Origin of the sequence: Bacillus sp. Leaf49 (assembly GCF_001426125.1) — a bacterium.
In the GTDB taxonomy this organism is placed as follows: Bacteria; Bacillota; Bacilli; order Bacillales; family Bacillaceae; genus Bacillus; species Bacillus altitudinis.
Genome location: NZ_LMRK01000012.1, coordinates 318,799 through 336,167, shown reverse-complemented (window position 1 = coordinate 336,167; position 17,369 = coordinate 318,799). Strand labels below are relative to the sequence as shown.

General features: G+C 42.6%; 20 protein-coding genes. 8 read left to right on the top strand and 12 right to left on the bottom strand.

Translation table 11 applies throughout. The features are described 5' to 3' along the window. Positions 1 to 7: 7 nt before the first annotated feature. The 8 genes from ASG46_RS08465 to pta form a co-directional block, all read right to left on the bottom strand. A complete protein-coding gene (locus ASG46_RS08465) occupies positions 8 to 286 on the bottom strand; it encodes a YwqI/YxiC family protein (protein ID WP_008343583.1) in 279 nt (92 codons plus the stop codon). Positions 287 to 290: 4 nt separating this feature from the next. Then, positions 291 to 689: a YwqH-like family protein gene (locus tag ASG46_RS08460; protein ID WP_056704169.1), complete on the bottom strand. Its 399-nt coding sequence runs from the start codon at positions 687 to 689 to the stop codon at positions 291 to 293. A gap of 174 nt (positions 690 to 863) precedes the next feature. Next, positions 864 to 1,130 carry a hypothetical protein gene (locus ASG46_RS08455; RefSeq protein WP_017360098.1) on the bottom strand — a complete coding sequence of 89 codons (267 nt, stop codon included), beginning with the start codon at positions 1,128 to 1,130 and terminating at the stop codon, positions 864 to 866. A gap of 13 nt (positions 1,131 to 1,143) precedes the next feature. After that, a complete protein-coding gene (locus tag ASG46_RS08450; protein WP_007497735.1) occupies positions 1,144 to 2,478 on the bottom strand; it encodes a TRAP transporter large permease subunit in 1,335 nt (444 codons plus the stop codon). A gap of 43 nt (positions 2,479 to 2,521) precedes the next feature. Continuing rightward, positions 2,522 to 3,400, bottom strand: a complete 879-nt coding sequence (locus tag ASG46_RS08445; protein ID WP_025208161.1) for a prephenate dehydrogenase/arogenate dehydrogenase family protein — start codon at positions 3,398 to 3,400, stop codon at positions 2,522 to 2,524. An 11-nt stretch (positions 3,401 to 3,411) separates the two neighbouring features. Further along, positions 3,412 to 4,083, bottom strand: a complete 672-nt coding sequence (locus ASG46_RS08440; protein ID WP_079919313.1) for an RraA family protein — start codon at positions 4,081 to 4,083, stop codon at positions 3,412 to 3,414. A gap of 141 nt (positions 4,084 to 4,224) precedes the next feature. Next, positions 4,225 to 5,076: a MurR/RpiR family transcriptional regulator gene (locus ASG46_RS08435; RefSeq protein ID WP_017360100.1), complete on the bottom strand. Its 852-nt coding sequence runs from the start codon at positions 5,074 to 5,076 to the stop codon at positions 4,225 to 4,227. A gap of 136 nt (positions 5,077 to 5,212) precedes the next feature. Next, the gene (pta, locus tag ASG46_RS08430; RefSeq protein WP_008343597.1) at positions 5,213 to 6,184 is read right to left on the bottom strand and encodes a phosphate acetyltransferase; all 972 of its coding nucleotides are present in this window, start codon (positions 6,182 to 6,184) and stop codon (positions 5,213 to 5,215) included. 239 nt (positions 6,185 to 6,423) lie between these two features. Here pta and hemQ point away from each other — a divergent pair, with 239 nt between their 5' ends. Then, the gene (gene hemQ / locus ASG46_RS08425; protein ID WP_007497744.1) at positions 6,424 to 7,194 is read left to right on the top strand and encodes a hydrogen peroxide-dependent heme synthase; all 771 of its coding nucleotides are present in this window, start codon (positions 6,424 to 6,426) and stop codon (positions 7,192 to 7,194) included. Positions 7,195 to 7,261: 67 nt separating this feature from the next. After that, positions 7,262 to 8,422: an MFS transporter gene (locus ASG46_RS08420; RefSeq protein ID WP_017360103.1), complete on the top strand. Its 1,161-nt coding sequence runs from the start codon at positions 7,262 to 7,264 to the stop codon at positions 8,420 to 8,422. A 15-nt stretch (positions 8,423 to 8,437) separates the two neighbouring features. On the opposite strand, the gene ASG46_RS08415 is transcribed toward ASG46_RS08420, so the two are convergent. Further along, positions 8,438 to 8,917: an Lrp/AsnC family transcriptional regulator gene (locus ASG46_RS08415; protein ID WP_008343601.1), complete on the bottom strand. Its 480-nt coding sequence runs from the start codon at positions 8,915 to 8,917 to the stop codon at positions 8,438 to 8,440. Between the two features lie 145 nt (positions 8,918 to 9,062). Here ASG46_RS08415 and ASG46_RS08410 point away from each other — a divergent pair, with 145 nt between their 5' ends. The 6 genes from ASG46_RS08410 to ASG46_RS08385 all read left to right on the top strand — a co-directional run bounded on the left by ASG46_RS08410 (position 9,063) and on the right by ASG46_RS08385 (position 15,164). Then, a complete protein-coding gene (locus ASG46_RS08410) occupies positions 9,063 to 10,295 on the top strand; it encodes an MFS transporter (protein WP_056704166.1) in 1,233 nt (410 codons plus the stop codon). A gap of 149 nt (positions 10,296 to 10,444) precedes the next feature. Further along, complete coding sequence (locus tag ASG46_RS08405; protein ID WP_025208164.1) at positions 10,445 to 11,050, top strand: bacilysin biosynthesis protein BacA; 606 nt, start codon at positions 10,445 to 10,447, stop codon at positions 11,048 to 11,050. Between the two features lies 1 nt (position 11,051). Beyond that, complete coding sequence (locus ASG46_RS08400; RefSeq protein WP_056704163.1) at positions 11,052 to 11,759, top strand: cupin domain-containing protein; 708 nt, start codon at positions 11,052 to 11,054, stop codon at positions 11,757 to 11,759. Next, on the top strand, positions 11,756 to 12,517 hold the full coding sequence (locus ASG46_RS08395; RefSeq protein ID WP_056704159.1) for an SDR family NAD(P)-dependent oxidoreductase: 762 nt from the start codon (positions 11,756 to 11,758) through the stop codon (positions 12,515 to 12,517). Before ASG46_RS08400 ends, ASG46_RS08395 begins: the two co-directional genes overlap by 4 nt. 14 nt (positions 12,518 to 12,531) lie before the next feature. Then, positions 12,532 to 13,953, top strand: coding sequence for an ATP-grasp domain-containing protein (locus ASG46_RS08390; RefSeq protein ID WP_056704156.1), 1,422 nt, complete (start codon positions 12,532 to 12,534; stop codon positions 13,951 to 13,953). 17 nt (positions 13,954 to 13,970) lie between these two features. Continuing rightward, the gene (locus ASG46_RS08385) at positions 13,971 to 15,164 is read left to right on the top strand and encodes an aminotransferase class I/II-fold pyridoxal phosphate-dependent enzyme (protein ID WP_056704275.1); all 1,194 of its coding nucleotides are present in this window, start codon (positions 13,971 to 13,973) and stop codon (positions 15,162 to 15,164) included. Positions 15,165 to 15,179: 15 nt separating this feature from the next. Here ASG46_RS08385 and ASG46_RS08380 read toward each other — a convergent pair whose 3' ends face one another. The 3 genes from ASG46_RS08380 to rfbD all read right to left on the bottom strand — a co-directional run bounded on the left by ASG46_RS08380 (position 15,180) and on the right by rfbD (position 17,366). Beyond that, positions 15,180 to 15,971 carry an SDR family oxidoreductase gene (locus tag ASG46_RS08380; protein WP_283938861.1) on the bottom strand — a complete coding sequence of 264 codons (792 nt, stop codon included), beginning with the start codon at positions 15,969 to 15,971 and terminating at the stop codon, positions 15,180 to 15,182. Positions 15,972 to 16,063: 92 nt separating this feature from the next. Continuing rightward, positions 16,064 to 16,519 (bottom strand): dTDP-4-dehydrorhamnose 3,5-epimerase family protein, encoded by a 456-nt coding sequence (locus tag ASG46_RS08375; protein ID WP_008343612.1) that lies wholly within the window; start codon positions 16,517 to 16,519, stop codon positions 16,064 to 16,066. Next, positions 16,512 to 17,366, bottom strand: a complete 855-nt coding sequence (rfbD, locus tag ASG46_RS08370; protein ID WP_056704149.1) for a dTDP-4-dehydrorhamnose reductase — start codon at positions 17,364 to 17,366, stop codon at positions 16,512 to 16,514. Before rfbD ends, ASG46_RS08375 begins: the two co-directional genes overlap by 8 nt. Positions 17,367 to 17,369: the final 3 nt, after the last annotated feature.

Genomic DNA, 17,369 nt, shown 5'->3' with positions numbered 1-17,369 from the left:
TTCTCCTTTATTTTCTTTTACTGCTGGAAGCAAGCGCCTTGTCCGTTTCGATCATGGTGTTCACCGCTTGTTCTGTTTGTACAAGTTGTTTCTGAAGAATGTCTATATAGGATGTACTTAATTCGTTCAGCTGCTGATTGATTTTTTCTAATGTGTCTGCCGTCAGGAGCTGATTTCTTCCTTTGATGGTTGTTGGAAGTGTTGCATTCATTTGAGCGCCTGATTGTTTTGCATGCTGCAATACTCGTTTGACCTGACTGGCATCTATTTTAATTTCTCTGCTCATGTGACTACCCTCTTTTTTCTTCCAATTGTTTCTGCTTTTCTTTCTCTATTTTTCTTTCAACCGAATGAATTTCATGTTCTAATGAATGGATCTCTGATTTTAAGTCGCTGATTTTCTCATCAATTCGGTTCACTAGATTGGTCAGCTGCACACTTTTTATCTCTTGACTGGCGGATGCCATCTCGTTTCGAATGTCATCAAACGTATCTGCGTGATGACCAAACCATGTATGTGAAGTCAAATCTGGATGAGTCATTTTCTTATTAGCATCTGCCAGAGCAGACTTCGCTTCTTTTATTTCTTTTCGACACATGTTCAGTTCTATGATTTGTTCTTTTTTTATGGATATGTCTGCCTTTAACGAATACAAGGCTGTTGTATAACCGATGATAGCTCCAGACATCGTCAAACACCTCTATTCCTCAAATAGTCCTCCGTTATGTTACCATTTACTAGCACAAGAGGCATATGATTGAAAACGAATTCACTAAAAAATGAATCGTATGTATTGGGTTTTTATACCTAATTCACACGCACAAAAAAGCTGAATTCATCAACTGAATCCAGCTTTTCATGTTTATTTGAGCGAATCACCTGCTGATGCTGATGGATGATCGCTAAATGAGGTGTCTTTCTTCTCAGGTATATAATGGAGTGAAAACCCGACAAGGCTAAAAAAGGCACTTAACACCAGTGTTGGGTTTTTAAATAGGTTCGTACTAGCAATGATCATATCTCCCTTTTGCAAGAGTATCCCTAGTATTTGACCGAATACCAACAACGTTCCTGACGTTAGGAATAGGACAAGCAGCACTTTAAATAAGAATTCCATCAATACTCTCATCTGTTTCTCCTTTCTATACGGGAAGTATCTCCATTCCAATGAGCCAGCCAATGCCAACAATCGGAAGCATATAATAGAGGATCAGTGGGATAAAGGTTTTTTCTGGTCTGGCCCCTGCAAGACCAGAAGCGATAAATATGGACCCTGATGCAGGCGGGGAAGCGCCTTCAGTTGATGAAAAAGCAAGAATGGCAACTACAGCCACAACTGGGTCCACTCCAACTGAGATTAAAGCTGAAAATGAGACAAGCCCAACTGCTGTTAATGTCGCTGTTGAAGATAGAGGGCCTGCCACCAGTGTGACAAGAACACCCACAATGAGCACCATGAGCCATTTCGGAATGGCAAGTACTGATGTGATTTGCGTCAAATCATCTGCGAGCCCTAATTCAGCAAGCACTTGACTAGCAGCCACTGCAAACAGCATCAAAGCGCCAATCGTTGTGAATTTAGGAATGGCTGATTTGAAAAATTGAGACCAATCTAAAGCAGACGCCTTGCTTCTTCCAATTGTTAGACTAATTAATATCATGAGAATCGGAATCCACGTAATTAAAGAAATTTGATCCATTGCCTCCGGTCCGATGTTTGGATTACTTTTTAAGTAGTTTGCAAACGGACCAATGGTGATCATGATAGGAATCAAGGCACCGAAAAAAATAAAGATCGACTTCCACCCTTGTTTTACCGCTTCCCAGAAAGGAAGAATATCATCTGGCGGCATGGCCTGAATTTTATTCTTTTTCACCAGAAGATACACCAAAATAAATCGGTATACGACTTGATACAGTCCTCCTATTAGAAGGGCAATATATAAATCTCCCTCAGATACAAGGGCGGCAACTGGTGCAAACCCAAGCATGATAAACATGGAAGAGTTCGGAGGCAGTGCCGCTCCAAGTCCGCCATTCCCTGCTAGAATCGTGGCCGTATGGGTCCGGCTCCACCCGGATTTAATCATCCAAGAGGCCGTGATAGAGCCAGTCGCAGCTGTGTTTGCAGAATTTGAACCTGAAAGAGCGCCTAACACTGCTGAACCTAACGTACTCATATAAGCCGCTCCACCAGGAAGTTTGCCTACAACCGAATTTAGGATTCGTAAGAGTGCATGAATTAATTCCAACTTTTCGATTAAATAGGCCATGAATACAAATGCGACAGCTGCATAAAGCACCTCATATGTGGATGCAAATATTAAACCATCCCAGAAAAGTCTTAACGCATCTAATCCGCCAAATAATGTGGTCGCAATAAAGCCTAGTAGCATGGCTTCTCCCATATTCCGTTTCACCATAACATTCCATATAATGATGACAGCTATGAACACAATCAACGCAATAAAACCCATATCGTTTCTTCGCCTCCCCTTTATTAAATAAAACGCTTACAATTTATTCCCCTTGCTGCATCACGTCAATGACTTCTTCCCAGCTAGCAGGTTTTACCCCGTCAAATCGTTCAGCAAAGTGAAAGTCTGCTAATCTCTCAAGCTTCTGTTGTGCTGCCCGAGACATACTGGCATCAATCTCTGCTTCATCTAGCATTTCAATAGAGCCAAGCAGCTCAACCGCCCGTCTTTTTGCATGCAATGCACTCCCTGTCACAAGACGGTTCATGGTCTCTTCAAAACTTTTGCTATCGATTGTATCGCTTAGTGAAGAAATCACTTGATGTTCCACATTATATTTTTTGGAAATTTCCAAAAATTCAATCAAGAGACCGACAATCCCCTTCATATAAATGCTTCTGATTAGCTTTAGTGCCGAAGCATCTCCTGGCTGGTCACTAATTTTTGTGATATTCATGCCATAAGCATTCATCACTTTCATGAATTGGTCAACTCCACTGCCGCTTGCCGTGATCGGAACCTTGTGTTTGTTGATTGGAAGAGGCCCTAGCATGGCGGCATCTACAAATAGAGCTTCTTGCTTTTCAATTTCGTTTGCTACTTGTTTTTTGATGTCTGGTGTTGATGCCGATACATCTACATATAATTGATTCTTTTTCAAACTTCCCGATACGGATTGTGCCACTTCTAAGGTTTTATTCGCTGGCACAGCTGCAATCACAAGATCAGATTTCTCAATGACTTCGCTAATACTGCTCGTTAATTGAACGCCTGTTTGCGATGCTTTTTCTTTCAACGAGCCAGCTAATTTCTCACTTAGTAATAGGACATCATACGCATAAAATTGGTCTAATCCTTCTGTTTTCAATCCCGTTGACAGCTCATATGCTGCTTCACCATATCCGATAAAGCCTATTTTCATCACCGATTCCCCTATCCTTGAAATTTTTTCATTCTGCCTTCCAGCCATGCCGGTGCTAAGAGACTGATGTCTTGCTTTCCTTCGTCCACATACTGTTGAATCGTTTTTAATCTCTGATGTTCATACGCTTGTTTCTCTTCCGCTAGTGTCAGCAGGTGTTCCGCCTTTTCCTTTGGAACGATGACGACTCCATCATCGTCAGCAATCACTAGATCACCTGGGGCTACTTTGACACCGCCGCACGAGATGGTTTGATTCAATTCCCCAGGACCATCTTTAAAAGGTCCGTTTGGCATAAATCCCTTGCTGTAGATTGGAAAAGCCAGCTCCTCTAAAGAGAGTTTGTCGCGAACAAGCCCGTCAATCACGATTCCTTCTATTCCTACAGCCTTTGCTGAATGTGCCATCAATTCCCCTAAATAGGCATGACCCTTATGGTCTTTTCCATCAACAATCAGTACATCTCCTTCTTTAGCAGAGTAGATCGCTTGATGAAGAAATAAATTATCCCCTGGCCGTAAGCTAACAGTAAAAGCTGTGCCGACTACATTCATGCCTTTCGCAACTGGTTTGATTTGATGATCCATCGCGCCGGTGCATCCCATTACGTCTGACAGCAAGGTCGAGTTAAGCTTTTTTGCCCTAGCGATAAGATCATTTGACACGAAATGAACAGTACTCATTGTTTCCATCATCCCCTTTGAGTTATATTCATTACACTTATTTTTATTAAAGTAATATTTATTACTTTCGTGATATGATCATACCACCTCATTTTCAATTAGTAAAGCGCTTTCAAAAATAAAAAAATGAGTTCCACACGACTAATGTGTTGTGTGGTAACTCATTTTCGTTAACATATGATTGATTTGATCTAAACGTGGTTTTGTTCTTTCAGGATCATTCATCGCTAAGGCACTTAAAATGTAATCGACGATAAAGATAGCAGATACGACAGAGTTATGAGAGCCTACACTTGCTGAGGAACATGGTAATACATATTGTGCATATTTGGTTAATGGAGAGCTGTAGCTGTCTGTAATTAAAAGGACTTCCACCCCATAAGACTTCGCTGCTTCCATCAAATCTTTCATACGCTTTGCATAGCGCGGATAGCTGACAGCTATAATGAAATCACCCGAGTTGAAATGAACCAAATCATCCACCCAGTCGCTTTTGTCTGCATCAATGTATTGGCAATTCCCCAATAACCGATTGATTCCGAGTGACAGATACTCACCAACAGGTCTTCCACTTCGAACACTTGTACACAAAACGTGGCGTGCGCTGGCTATTTTCCCAACAATCTGCTGAAAGGTTTCTTCCGTGATATTGTCTAGTGCATACTGGATATTTTGAAATTGCAGTTCTACATGGTCATGCAGGAGCTTATTTTTATTTGAATGCTTGAGATTCGCTTCAAGTCTCGTTTGAGGGTCGGCTTTATGCTTCATAGCTGATTGAAGCTCTTTTTGGAATTCAGAAAAACCGGAATACCCCACAGCAGCAGAGAAGCGCATGATCGTTGCTGTACTCGTCCCGACTTTTGACGCCAATTTATCGACAGTTAAAAAAGCGACTTCCATTGGATTTTGTACGATATAATCTGCAATTCTCCTCTGCGCATCGGTTAATTCCACGACCTTATGCTGAAGTTTATATATTAAATCCTCCATTATAGCACCTGCCTATCCTATCGGCTTTATCTACGATTCGTGTTTTCTTTTCACTCTTTATTGTACACATTTGGACAAAATAAAAAAACAGCCAGCACGAATCTATCGTACTGACTGCTCTAGTCGAGATGCTATTTTATAGTGCTTGAGCTGCTGTAATCAGCGCAAGATTGTAAACGTCTTCGGCATTACAGCCTCTTGAAAGATCGTTTACTGGCTGATTTAGACCTTGTAGGATTGGACCTACAGCTTCAAAGTTACCTAAGCGCTGGGCAATTTTGTAGCCAATGTTTCCTGCTTCAAGGCTAGGGAAAACAAATACGCTAGCATCGCCTTTGATGACGGAATCTGGTGCTTTTTTCGCTGCCACTGAAGGAACGAAAGCTGCATCGAATTGGAACTCTCCATCAAGAACAAGCTCAGGTGCTTTTTCTTTTGCAATGCGAACCGCTTCAGATACTTTGTCTGTTTCGTCTGATTTTGCTGAACCTTTTGTAGAGAAGCTAAGCATTGCTACACGTGGTTCGATGTCAAACATTTTTGCTGTGTTTGCACTTTCGATCGCAATTTCAGCAAGATCTTGGCTGTCTGGTGCAATGTTGATCGCACAATCAGCAAACACATATTGCTCTTCGCCGCGAGCCATAATGAAGACGCCAGAAGTTTTCTTTACGCCTTCTTTTGTTTTAATGATTTGAAGTGCTGGGCGCACTGTATCAGCAGTTGAGTGTGCTGCTCCGCTTACAAGGCCGTCTGCAAGACCTTTATACACAAGCATTGTACCGAAGTAGTTTTCATCCAGTAATGCTTTTCTCGCTTGCTCTTCTGTCGCTTTGCCTTTACGTCTTTCAACGAAAGCTTGCACAAGATCTTCAAAACCTTCATATGTATGAGGATCATACACGTCAACACCATCAAGTGTAAGACCTAATTCTTTTGCTTTTGCTTCTACTTCTTCTTTCTTACCTACAACAATTGGCTGCAATACTTTGCCATCTGCTAGTTTTTGAACGGCTGTTAGAATGCGTTCGTCCATTCCCTCAGGAAAAACGATCTTAACTCCTTTACCTGCAACCTTTTCCTGAACTGTTGAAAAAATATCTGCCACTTCAATACCCTCCTTGATTTTACAAAAAAAGCGTTCTCTTTTAAGCATACTCTTCTTCTACATAAATTCAAACTACCAACTTACATTATAGCGCTTACAATTTAAATTCTTATTTTTCAAACTAATTAAATCAATTTCTAGAAAAGCGTTTTCGTCGTTCAAGTTTTGATCACATCTTCATTTGGACAAACTATGTTATAGTTGGAACAGATGGAAAACTGTAAATAGGAGTGAAAGAAATGAGCGAACAACATACAACAAATGAAGCAGCTCAAACACTAGATGGCTGGTATGCGCTGCATGATTTTAGAACGATCGACTGGACGGCTTGGAAGCTGCTGACAAGCGATGAGCGTCAAGCCATCATTCATGAGTTCACAGGTCTATTAGAAAAATGGAAAACAGCTGAGCACCATCAGGCTGGAAGCCAAACAATCTATAGTATTGTCGGCCAAAAAGCAGATATTATGCTCATGATTTTACGTCCGACCATGGAAGAACTAGGTGAAATTGAACTTGAATTCAACAAGACACGACTAGCCGAGTTTACGATTCCAGCTTATTCTTACGTGTCAGTTGTTGAACTCAGCAACTACTTAGCAGGAGGCGGAGATGGCGGAGACCCTTACGAGAACCCGCATGTACGTGCGCGCCTCTATCCAGAGCTTCCTTCTTCTCAATATGTCTGTTTCTATCCAATGGATAAAAGACGTTCTGGCAATGACAACTGGTACATGCTTTCAATGGATGAACGTAAATCCCTTATGAGAAGCCATGGCTTAATTGGCAGAAGCTATGCTGGGAAAGTAAAACAGATCATTACAGGTTCTGTTGGCTTTGATGATTATGAGTGGGGCGTCACTCTTTTCTCTGATGATGTGCTTCAATTTAAAAAATTGGTTTACGAAATGCGATTTGATGAAGTGAGTGCACGTTACGGCGAATTTGGTTCCTTCTTTGTTGGAAACCGATTAGCAAACGAGCAACTAGCGTCTTATTTCCATGTATGATAAACTCTTAAGGCTTCGGATCTCTCCGAAGCCTTTTTATGTATTTGTTTAGAAAGGTGATCTCATCATGAAAAACTTCCCCATCGCTATTTTTGCGTTAACGCTCGGTGCGTTTTCGATTGGCATGACTGAATTTGTGATCATGGGACTTTTGCCAAATGTCGCAAATGATCTCCATGTATCTATTTCTGCTTCAGGTCAACTGATTACCGGATATGCACTCGGTGTCGCAGTTGGCGGCCCTATTTTAACGTTATCAACTGGAAAAATGTCGAGAAAACGTCTCCTCATCCTATTAATGATTCTTTTCGTGGCGGGAAATGCTGTCGCCGCTGTATCGACTTCTTATGGTCTGTTGATGGCTGCACGTATTTTAACGTCATTTGCTCATGGTACCTTCTTTGGTGTCGGCGCCATTATGGCTGCACGGCTTGTTCCTAAGGAGCGAAGCGCAAGTGCGATCAGCTTCATGTTTACAGGACTGACAGTAGCCAATGTACTGGGTGTGCCATTTGGTACCTTTATAGGAAATCAATTCGGCTGGCGCATGTCATTTCTCGTCATTGCCGTCATTGGTCTCATTTCCTTAATCGGTATTATCAGTTTAGTACCAAATCAATCGAAAGAAGAAGTATTAGATATTCGAAATGAAATATCGGTGTTGAAAAAGCCGCAGGTCCTCGTCTCCTTTGCGATGACGATTTTTGGTTTTGCGGGTGTGTTTACCGCCTTTACGTATATCAGCCCGATCCTGCTGCAAGTGACTGGCTTTCAGGAAAACGGGGTCACCCTCATTCTTGTCCTCTTTGGGCTTGGGGTCACCATTGGGAATTTAGTCGGCGGAAAGCTTGCCGACTGGAAGCTGATGCCGAGTATTATCATCACATTGATCTTGCTGATGGCTGTTCTGTTGTTATTCACATATACATCTGCCTTTAAAGTGCCTGCCGTGCTGACGATTTTTGTGTGGGGAATTATTTCATTTATTCTCGTTCCTACCTTGCAATTCCGCACGATGAACATGGCACATGAAGCCCCGACACTCGCATCAACGCTCAGTCATTCTGCCTTTAATATTGGAAATGCTGGCGGTGCAGCGCTTGGCGGTCTTGCTATTGAAATCACACATTTACAGCTTGTCCCGCTCTTTGCGGCAGGCGTGACATTCATTGGATTGATCATTACGATCATGAGCTATCAGTCAGATAAACGAATCAAAAGGACCTGAGGGCAGGTCCTTTTTCTATTTCACCACGGTCATTTCTGGCTCTTCTATTTGTTTCACACGTTCCTGAATGGGATGGGTAAAGGAATGCTCTGATAAGACAATATGGGAGACCGTTTTTGTAAAGCCAGACACATCTTGAATAAAGGCTTCAATTTCTTCAAGAGAAGAAACAGACAGCTTAATGAAAAAACAGGACTGTCCTGCCACTCGATAAGCAAAGAACGCACGTGGATGCTGGTTCATAAATGTCACAAAACGCTGATACTCCCCATTTAATACGGTGACTTCCAGTAAACAGTCTATCATCAGACCCAGCTTTTTATAATTGACTTGAACAGAATACCCTTCGATAATCCCTGCATCCTCTAGTTTTCGCACTCTTTCTGCTACCGCAGGTGCTGATAAATTCACTCGTTTGGACAATTCCCTCATTGATAAGCGGGCATCTTCTCTCAATTCGTTTAAAATATGCACATCCACATCGGTGATTTTCATTCGTTACGCTCCTATCCCAAAATCGTTCCATTTGAAAAGTATTTTATGATGATACTTATGATACGAAATGTAAAATAAAACTAAATAATGGTAGAATTTATTTTAACGGAATTGAATGAAAAAGCAAGTATGGAGGGATCACTTGATGAAAGAATCTTTAGACAGCCAGGCTTCTAAAACATTTCCCATCACACTTGCCATTGCACTCACACTTGGCGTTTTTGCGGCGGGATCGGAGGAACTGGTGATTTCACCACTGCTGCCTGATTTATCAAACTCCTTTCAGCACTCTCTTGATGTTCTGGCTCTTTCCATCAGCATTTATGGGTTAGCTGTGCTGGTTGGAGCTCCACTGCTCGTTCCTTTAGGAGACCGATATTCAAGAGAGCTGTGTTTGATAATTGGGCTGTCCTTCTTTTTAATCGGAACAGTGATGTGTGCTGCTGCCCCAAATTTGGCCGTGTTTTTTGCAGGCCGTGCTATTTCTGGGCTGGCAACTGGTGTATTTGTGCCAACAGCCTATGCTCTTGTGGGCGACCGGGTTCCATACGAATACCGCGGCAAAGTGATGGGACTCATTGTATCGAGCTGGTCTCTTTCTCTTGTCCTTGGTGTGCCCATTGGCGCCTTTATCGGCCAGAGTTTAAACTGGCGCTGGACGTTTTGGATCTTCGCTATGATGAGTCTCATTGTCCTGCTGCTTGTCATCCTTGAATCAAGAAAACAAGTCAGAGCAGCTGATCCGAAGGCACCTCAAGCTAGAGAGAAAACAGGCTCTTTATGGGGAGCTTTGAAAATTGATCGTGTGCCTGCCTATTTGACTGTGACGTTTTGCAATATGCTTGGATTTTACGGCATGTACTCGTTTTTAGGTGCTTATTTGCAAAGTCTGTTTGATGGCGGACAATCAACTGCTGGACTTCTTATTATGGCTTATGGCGTCGGCTTTTCTATGAGTATGTTTACTGGAAAATTAGCAGACTGGTTCGGTAAAACCCGTTCCCTTGCCTTTGTGCTGGGTGGAATTGCGATTGTTCTAGCCTTACTTCCTTATGCGCCATTCTCGTGGATGTTGCTGATTTTCGCCCTATTTATTTGGGGTGCTATGCAAAGCTTATCTGTCACGCTTCTAAGCACCGTTCTAAGCGACTGCTCTCAAACCCATCGCGGGAAAGTGATGGCTTTTTACAGCCTGGCCTCCAACCTTGCTGTTATGCTCGGTTCCGCACTGATGGGACCCGTTTATGTCCATTTCGGATATCATACGGTAGGTCTTGTCTGTGCACTCATTACGCTTGTTGGTTTTATCATCAGCTTTGGCAGCTATAAACGAGAACGTGCCTTACAGAAAAAACAGCCAACTACACTTGAAACGTAAGCACATTTCACTGCACATCTCGATATGTGCAGTTTTTTAGATCAATTTTTAATATCATCGTAAAATACATTTTTTATAAAATTTGTTGACAATTGCCAATTTTAAATTTTATAATCTAGTAAAAATTTGAAAAAGATTGGATGGTAAACATGATCCTAAAGAATGATGATGTGTTTCATTTCAAAGAAGAGCCTATCCCTTCACCCAAGATGTTTACAGTCAACACACTAGGCCCTAAGGGGACAAGCAGTGAATACGCAGCAAAACATTTCATCTCTCAATCCACCACTACACTCGGCACTCATACGAAACTATCCCTTTATGACACATTCGAAACTTGCATTGAACATACTCTCTCTCAACCACTTCAATTTACTCTCGTTCCACACGCATATGAAGGCATCAAACACTTCTACATGAGACCAGATCTACAGCTTTTACAAATTTTCAGATGTGACACGCCCATGTATGGTTTGGCTGTCAGACCTGATTTCCCATTCAATGAACAAATGCTCCACCATTTAAAAATTGTCTCACATCCTGCACCTGTCAATTTAATTCAATATTTCATTCACCAAAATGCTGAATTTGAACTTGTTAATTCTACAAGTACTGCCGCGCAGAAAGTAAGGGACGGCGAATTTGATTTTGCTTTAACGAATGAGGTGGCAAGAGCCACATATGGCCTCATCTTCATTCGAACGTTTAAAAGTATACCCATGAGCTGGTCCATATTCGGAAAAGGAGAGATATAAGATGCAAACTGAACAAAAGACGCAAGAACGATATTTTCCTCAAGCGAAAAAATTAGAATGGGATAATGGCGTTATCCAATATTCCACTGTAAGAGGCGGTACGGAAGTGTTAATTTCATACGTCCCTCCCCGCACGATCATTGAACCTCACGAACATCCCGAAGCACAAATCGGTATTGTATTAAAAGGGGAGCTTCAAATGACTGTCGGCCAATCGACTCAACTGCTCACCCCATTAGAATCAGCCTATATCGCACCACCGTTTGTCCCTCATGGCGCTTCAAATCTGACAGATGAAGAAGTGATCGCCATTGATATTAAGAGATTAAAGGATGACGAAGAATATACAGCTCCCCCCACTTATTTCTTAGACATTTTCAAAACACGGGATTTACTCCCTGGCATGGAAGTGACTTTTTTTGTGGAGGATTGGATGGAGCTGATGATTGCCAATATCCCTGGAAACGGTGGAGAAATGCCTTTTCATAAACATAGAAATGAACAAATCGGCATTTGCATCAGTGGAGGGTATGATATGACAATCGAAGGCTTTACAGAAAAGATGGAATTTGGCACCACCTATTTCTGTAATCCAAGGGAAGATCATGGGGCCATCAATCCAAAACCAGAAGCATCAAAGTCTATTAATCTCTTCTTCCCTCCTCGCTATAATCGCTTAAAACCAAAAGCATCTAAGGTGAAGAAATGAAGCTGGATGGAAAGGTTGTCCTCATTACAGGGGGTGCGTCGGGGATTGGGCTTGCTGCTGTCAAGCTCTTCCTCGAGCATGGAGCAAAAGTAGCTGTCGCTGACATCAATGAAAGCAGCGGCAACCAACTCATTGAATCATTGCCGCATGAGCACCTTGCATTTTTTAAAACAGATATTACGAAGGAGTCTGACTGTCACCAAACCGTTCAGAACGTGCTGAGCCGATTCGGTGCCATTGATGTCCTCATTAACAATGCAGGCATCGAAATTGTCTCACCTATTCATGAGATGGCACTGGAGGATTGGCATCGTATTCTTCAGGTCAACCTGACCGGCGTCTTTCTCATGAGTAAGCATACATTGCCGCATATGCTTGAAAAGAAGAGTGGAAGTATTATCAATACCGGATCTGTCGGAGGTCTTGTGGGCTGGCCTGACATTCCGGCATACAATGCAACAAAAGGCGGTGTCATTCAGCTCACCAAATCAATGGCCATCGACTATGCCGCTCATCAAATTAGGGTAAATTGTATTGCCCCTGGCATCATTGATACGCCACTAAATGAAAAGTCCTTTTTAGACAATCACACAGAAAGTCTCGAGATCGTCAAAAAAGAAAAAGCAAAGGTGAATCCTATGCTGCGGCTTGGAAAACCTGAAGAAATTGCTGGCGTGATGCTGTTTCTCGCCTCTGACCTATCCAGCTATATGACTGGAAGTGTCGTCACTGCAGATGGCGGTTACACCGCTAGATAAAAGGAGTGCTTTCATTGAGTAAAAAAACTGTACTTGTCATTGCTGACTTAGGAGGGTGCCCACCCCATATGTTTTATGAAAGCGTGGCGGCATCGTATCATATCGTTTCTTATATCCCGAGACCCTTTGCGATTACAAAGGGACATGCCGAGCTAATCGAAAAATACTCCATTGCGGTCATCAAAGACCGTGATTATTTTGAGACACACCCTTCTTTTGAACACCCTGATTCTATTTACTGGGCACATGATGATTATCCGAAATCAGAAGAAGAGGTTGTGGAAGACTTCATTCAAGTGGCTTCCTTTTTCAAAGCAGATGCAATCACGACCAATAATGAATTATTCATTGCACCGATGGCAAAGGCTGCTGAACGTCTTGGGCTACGAGGTGCCGGTGTCAAGGCAGCCGAAATGGCGCGTGATAAAAGCCAAATGAGGGCTGCATTCAACGCCTCTGGCGTCAAAGCGGTGAAAACTCAGCCTGTCACGACTTTATCTGATTTCCAAAAAGCCATTGAGTCTATCGGAACACCGCTCATTTTAAAGCCTACATATTTAGCCAGTTCTATTGGCGTCACCTTGTTTCATGACAAAGCCGGAAGTGATGACTTGTTTTTACAAGTACAATCGTATTTGGAAACCATACCAGTCCCAGACGCTGTCACGTATGAAGCACCGTTTGTCGCTGAAACGTATTTAGAGGGTGCTTACGAAGATTGGTATCAAGATGAAGGTTATGCTGATTATGTCAGTGTAGAAGGGCTGGTCGTAGAGGGCGAATATCTCCCTTTTGTCATACATGATAAAACCCCTCAAATCGGTTTTACAGAAACGGCTCATATCACTCCGACGATCTTAGACAATGAAGCCAAGCAAATCATCATTGAAGCAGCAAGGAAGGCAAATGAAGGGCTAGGTCTTGAACATTGTGCAACCCATACAGAAATCAAACTCATGAAAAATCGAGAAACTGGACTGATCGAATCAGCGGCTCGATTCGCTGGCTGGAATATGATCCCGAATATTAAAAAGGTCTTTGGCGTCGATATGGCCAAGCTATTGATTGATGTATTAGTTGATGGAAAAAAGGCTGTACTGCCAAAACAGCTGCTTTCTGGACATACATTCTATGTAGCGGACTGCCACCTGTACCCTCAGCATTTTAAAGAGAGTGGGCACATACCACCTGAATCCACACATATCACCATTGATCATGTGTCTATTCCGCAGGAAGCATTCGTTGGAGATACTGCGATTGTCAGTCAATCATTCCCTGCCAAAGGGACTATGGTGGATCTTGATTTATTTGAAGCTTTTAATGGAATCGTATCTCTTGAATTAAAAGGATCATCCTCACAAGATGTTGCCGCGTCCATCCGCAATATTCAGAAACAGGCAACGATTCAGTTAATGGATGAATTAGTGAAGGGATAGAAAGAGAGGCTGCTGTGGTGAAAATGTTAGCATCTAAAATGATTGAACGGCTGCCTGAACAGAAATTCGGCACCGTCTTTGAAAAAATAGCTCAAAAGACAAAAAACGGAGCAAACATCATGAATCTAGGTCAGGGAAACCCTGATCTACCAACTCCTGCCCATATCGTGAGTGCCCTACAGGAGTCAGCGGGTGTTTTGCCATTTCAACAATATGCCCCTTTTAGAGGCTTTGACTTTTTCAAACAAGCCATTGCAGATTTTTATAGATCGGAATTCGGTGCTGAGATTGATCCGCAGAAGGAAATTGCTCTTTTCACTGGCGGAAAAACGGGGCTGTATGTCATGAGTCAGTGTCTGCTTGATCCAGGAGATATCGCACTCGTTCCCGATCCAGGATACCCTGAATATCATTCAGGCATTTTGATGGCAGACGCCAAGCCATACAGTATCAAACTTGAAGAGAAAAATGGCTATTTACCAGATCTCTCCTCAATTGATCCTGACATAGTCAAAAAAGCAAAAGTACTGTTCTTGAATTATCCGAATAACCCCACGGGTGCTGTCGCAAATGAGGCATTTTTCGAAGAGGTTGCTGCCTTTGCGGCCGCTCACGAGCTGTATGTTATTCATGATTTTGCCTATGGTTCATTTCATTATGAACAAACACCCGTGAGCTTCATGAATACTCCTCTCGGGAAAAGTGTAGGAGTGGAATTATATTCTCTATCAAAGACTTTTAATATGGCAGGATGGAGAGTCGCTTTTGCTGTTGGAAATGAGGAGATCATCCAAGCCATCAACACCTTCCAAGACCACGTGTTTGTCAGTATGTATGGCGGATTTCAACATGCAGCGACTGCTGCCTTGCAAAGTGATGACCGTCATATTCAATCATTAAGGGCGATATACCTTGAACGAATCAATTTCTTCATCCGGCAAGCGGCGAGAAAGCTTGGCTGGACAATCAAACGTCCACCCGGCGCCTTTTATTTATGGGCTCCGATTCCTGATGACTTTGAACATTCTCATGCCTTTGCTGACTATTTACTCGAACATGCCGATGTTGTCGTCACGCCTGGAGGAGTATTTGGAGTCAATGGAAGCCGTCATGTACGCATTTCCATGGTTGCTCCGATTGAAGAGCTTGCTCTCTTTATCGACCGTCTGTCCATCCTCCCCATTCGATTTCATCAAAAAACCCGCCTATAGCGGGTTTTTTTCAGTTTATATACTTTTCATCGTTCCACCGTCTACGGAGATTTGTTGGCCTGTGATATAAGAAGCTTCCTCTGATGCCATAAAAGCTGCCAATGACGCCATCTCACTCGCTGAGCCTACTCTTTGCATTGGGATACCTGATGAGACAGCTTGTACAGCCTGCTCTCGTGACACTCCCTGCTTCGTCATCATATTGCCGATAAATTGTTCATACCGATCGGTTGCAATAAAACCTGGATTTAAACAATTTACCGTAATACTAGACGACGCAAGCTGTGTGGCTGCATTTTTACTGGCATTAATAATCGCTGCATTCATCATACTATTCGTAAACATTTGTTCACCAGGTTCCTTCCACAGGTTCCCGACAATTTGAATGATCCGTCCATATTCATGTCTTTTCATCAATGCTACTGCACGCTTCATTGTATCTACGTAGGCGATGGCTTTTTGGGAGAAAGCAGTCAGCATCTGGTCAGTTTCACATGAATCAAATGTATCTGGTTTTCCTCCTGGAATATTATTGATCAGCACATCGAGTCTGCCAAACTCCTTTTCTATTTCTTCAAAGGCTTCCGACCTCACCGCTTCAAGCGACATATCTCCACAGAATAGAGACAGCGGTTCCTTTGTTTCTGTCATATCTTGAATGTGCTGTTTCGTCTGTTCAAGTGAGGCCATATTTCTAGAGTTGATGATCACCTTCATATCGCTCTGGGCGGCAAGTTTTATTGCGATTGCCTTTCCAATGCCTGTACTTGCCCCTGTTACAAATGCAATTCTTTTAGACAAACTCATCCACATCCCTTTTCATCAATATACATAAAATGACACATACAGAATGTATTTCAACAAAAAAAGACCTTTCTCCTGCGAAAGGCCTCTCTTCTCTATTTAAATGTCGTTTCCCAATTAAATCCGATCGCCTCATCATTCCACGCAATTCTCTTCTCATCTGGGTTTTTTGGGTCGTACGATTCTGTTGTAAAATACACAATCTGCAGCGGCGTCTCCCCTAATACCCGGTAGCCATGGGCAACTCCCTTTGGGATGAGGAGCAGCATCGGATTATCTTCTCCCATATAATACACATCGGTTTGACCCTTTGTCGGAGAATCCTCTCTTAAATCGTATAAAACGACCTGTGCATGACCTGCTGGGAAAAACCAAACATCGTCTTGTTTTTCATGATAATGAAAGGCTTTGATGACTCCCGGGAAACTTTTCGACCACGACGCCTGCCCAAAGCGTTTCAGCATCGGTTCGTCATCTCGAATAAGCTCTGCGAAAAAGCCGCGATCATCACAATGTTTCATGAGTTTTTTCGTTTGTACACCATCAATCATGCTGCTCGAATCTCCCTTCTTTCTGCAAGTATTCGTGAAGTGCATCCTTCCAATGTCTTGGCTTCCAGCCAGTCGCTTGAATCGCTTGCAGGTCTAAAACAGAGTAGGCAGGCCGAGGTGTTTGGAAGCCATACTCTTCAGTGGAAATGGGCTCAATTATGGTACACAGACCGCTTGCTGCTACAATTTCTGTCGCAAAGTCAAACCATGAACAGCTTGCTCGGTTACTGACATGATAAATACCTGCTTTCTGGTCAAACAAGTGAATCAAAGCTTCTGCGGCATCCTTTGTATAAGTAGGAGACCCTAACTGATCATTGACGATGCGCAAATGATCCTTCGTTTCAGCCAGCCGAAGAATGGTATTCACAAAGTTATGTCCCTCATGTCCATAAAGCCACGATGTCCGAATGATCTTCACTTCATCTGACACAAGATGAATCAATTCTTCTCCAAGTTTTTTACTCTTTCCATAAATGGTTTGCGGATCTGCTTGTGCATCAACTTGGTAAGGGGTATCCGCTTGCCCATCAAACACATAATCTGTGCTGACATGTAATACATCAGCCCCTACGTTCTTAGCCTCAAGCGCTGTATAGTAGGCGCCAATCCCATTCACAAGATAGGCTTTTTCCGTTTCTGTTTCGCATTGATCCACAGACGTATAAGCAGCCGCACTGACAACAATATCCGGACAGAAATGTCTCATTGCATGTCTGACTGCCTGTTGATCTGTGATATTCAGCATACTCCTTGTTAAAGCAATGACTGTGATGTCTTTTTCTTTCAGCTGTTTCGTCAATTCTTTCCCTAATTGGCCGCCTGCACCGGTGATTAAAACTTTCATCGG

What these genes read in the sequence shown, in the direction of transcription:
- ASG46_RS08465 (WP_008343583.1), bottom strand. Translation starts at nt 286, where the DNA reads ATGAGCAGAGAAATTAAAATAGATGCCAGTCAGGTCAAACGAGTATTG.
- ASG46_RS08400 (WP_056704163.1), top strand. Translation starts at nt 11,052, where the DNA reads ATGCAAACTGAACAAAAGACGCAAGAACGATATTTTCCTCAAGCGAAA.
- ASG46_RS08375 (WP_008343612.1), bottom strand. Translation starts at nt 16,519, where the DNA reads ATGATTGATGGTGTACAAACGAAAAAACTCATGAAACATTGTGATGAT.
- ASG46_RS08450 (WP_007497735.1), bottom strand. Translation starts at nt 2,478, where the DNA reads ATGGGTTTTATTGCGTTGATTGTGTTCATAGCTGTCATCATTATATGG.
- ASG46_RS08380 (WP_283938861.1), bottom strand. Translation starts at nt 15,971, where the DNA reads ATGAGTTTGTCTAAAAGAATTGCATTTGTAACAGGGGCAAGTACAGGC.
- ASG46_RS08395 (WP_056704159.1), top strand. Translation starts at nt 11,756, where the DNA reads ATGAAGCTGGATGGAAAGGTTGTCCTCATTACAGGGGGTGCGTCGGGG.
- rfbD (WP_056704149.1), bottom strand. Translation starts at nt 17,366, where the DNA reads ATGAAAGTTTTAATCACCGGTGCAGGCGGCCAATTAGGGAAAGAATTG.
- ASG46_RS08405 (WP_025208164.1), top strand. Translation starts at nt 10,445, where the DNA reads ATGATCCTAAAGAATGATGATGTGTTTCATTTCAAAGAAGAGCCTATC.
- hemQ (WP_007497744.1), top strand. Translation starts at nt 6,424, where the DNA reads ATGAGCGAACAACATACAACAAATGAAGCAGCTCAAACACTAGATGGC.
- ASG46_RS08435 (WP_017360100.1), bottom strand. Translation starts at nt 5,076, where the DNA reads ATGGAGGATTTAATATATAAACTTCAGCATAAGGTCGTGGAATTAACC.
- ASG46_RS08460 (WP_056704169.1), bottom strand. Translation starts at nt 689, where the DNA reads ATGTCTGGAGCTATCATCGGTTATACAACAGCCTTGTATTCGTTAAAG.
- ASG46_RS08445 (WP_025208161.1), bottom strand. Translation starts at nt 3,400, where the DNA reads ATGAAAATAGGCTTTATCGGATATGGTGAAGCAGCATATGAGCTGTCA.
- ASG46_RS08440 (WP_079919313.1), bottom strand. Translation starts at nt 4,083, where the DNA reads ATGAGTACTGTTCATTTCGTGTCAAATGATCTTATCGCTAGGGCAAAA.
- ASG46_RS08415 (WP_008343601.1), bottom strand. Translation starts at nt 8,917, where the DNA reads ATGAAAATCACCGATGTGGATGTGCATATTTTAAACGAATTGAGAGAA.
- ASG46_RS08455 (WP_017360098.1), bottom strand. Translation starts at nt 1,130, where the DNA reads ATGAGAGTATTGATGGAATTCTTATTTAAAGTGCTGCTTGTCCTATTC.
- ASG46_RS08420 (WP_017360103.1), top strand. Translation starts at nt 7,262, where the DNA reads ATGAAAAACTTCCCCATCGCTATTTTTGCGTTAACGCTCGGTGCGTTT.
- ASG46_RS08410 (WP_056704166.1), top strand. Translation starts at nt 9,063, where the DNA reads ATGAAAGAATCTTTAGACAGCCAGGCTTCTAAAACATTTCCCATCACA.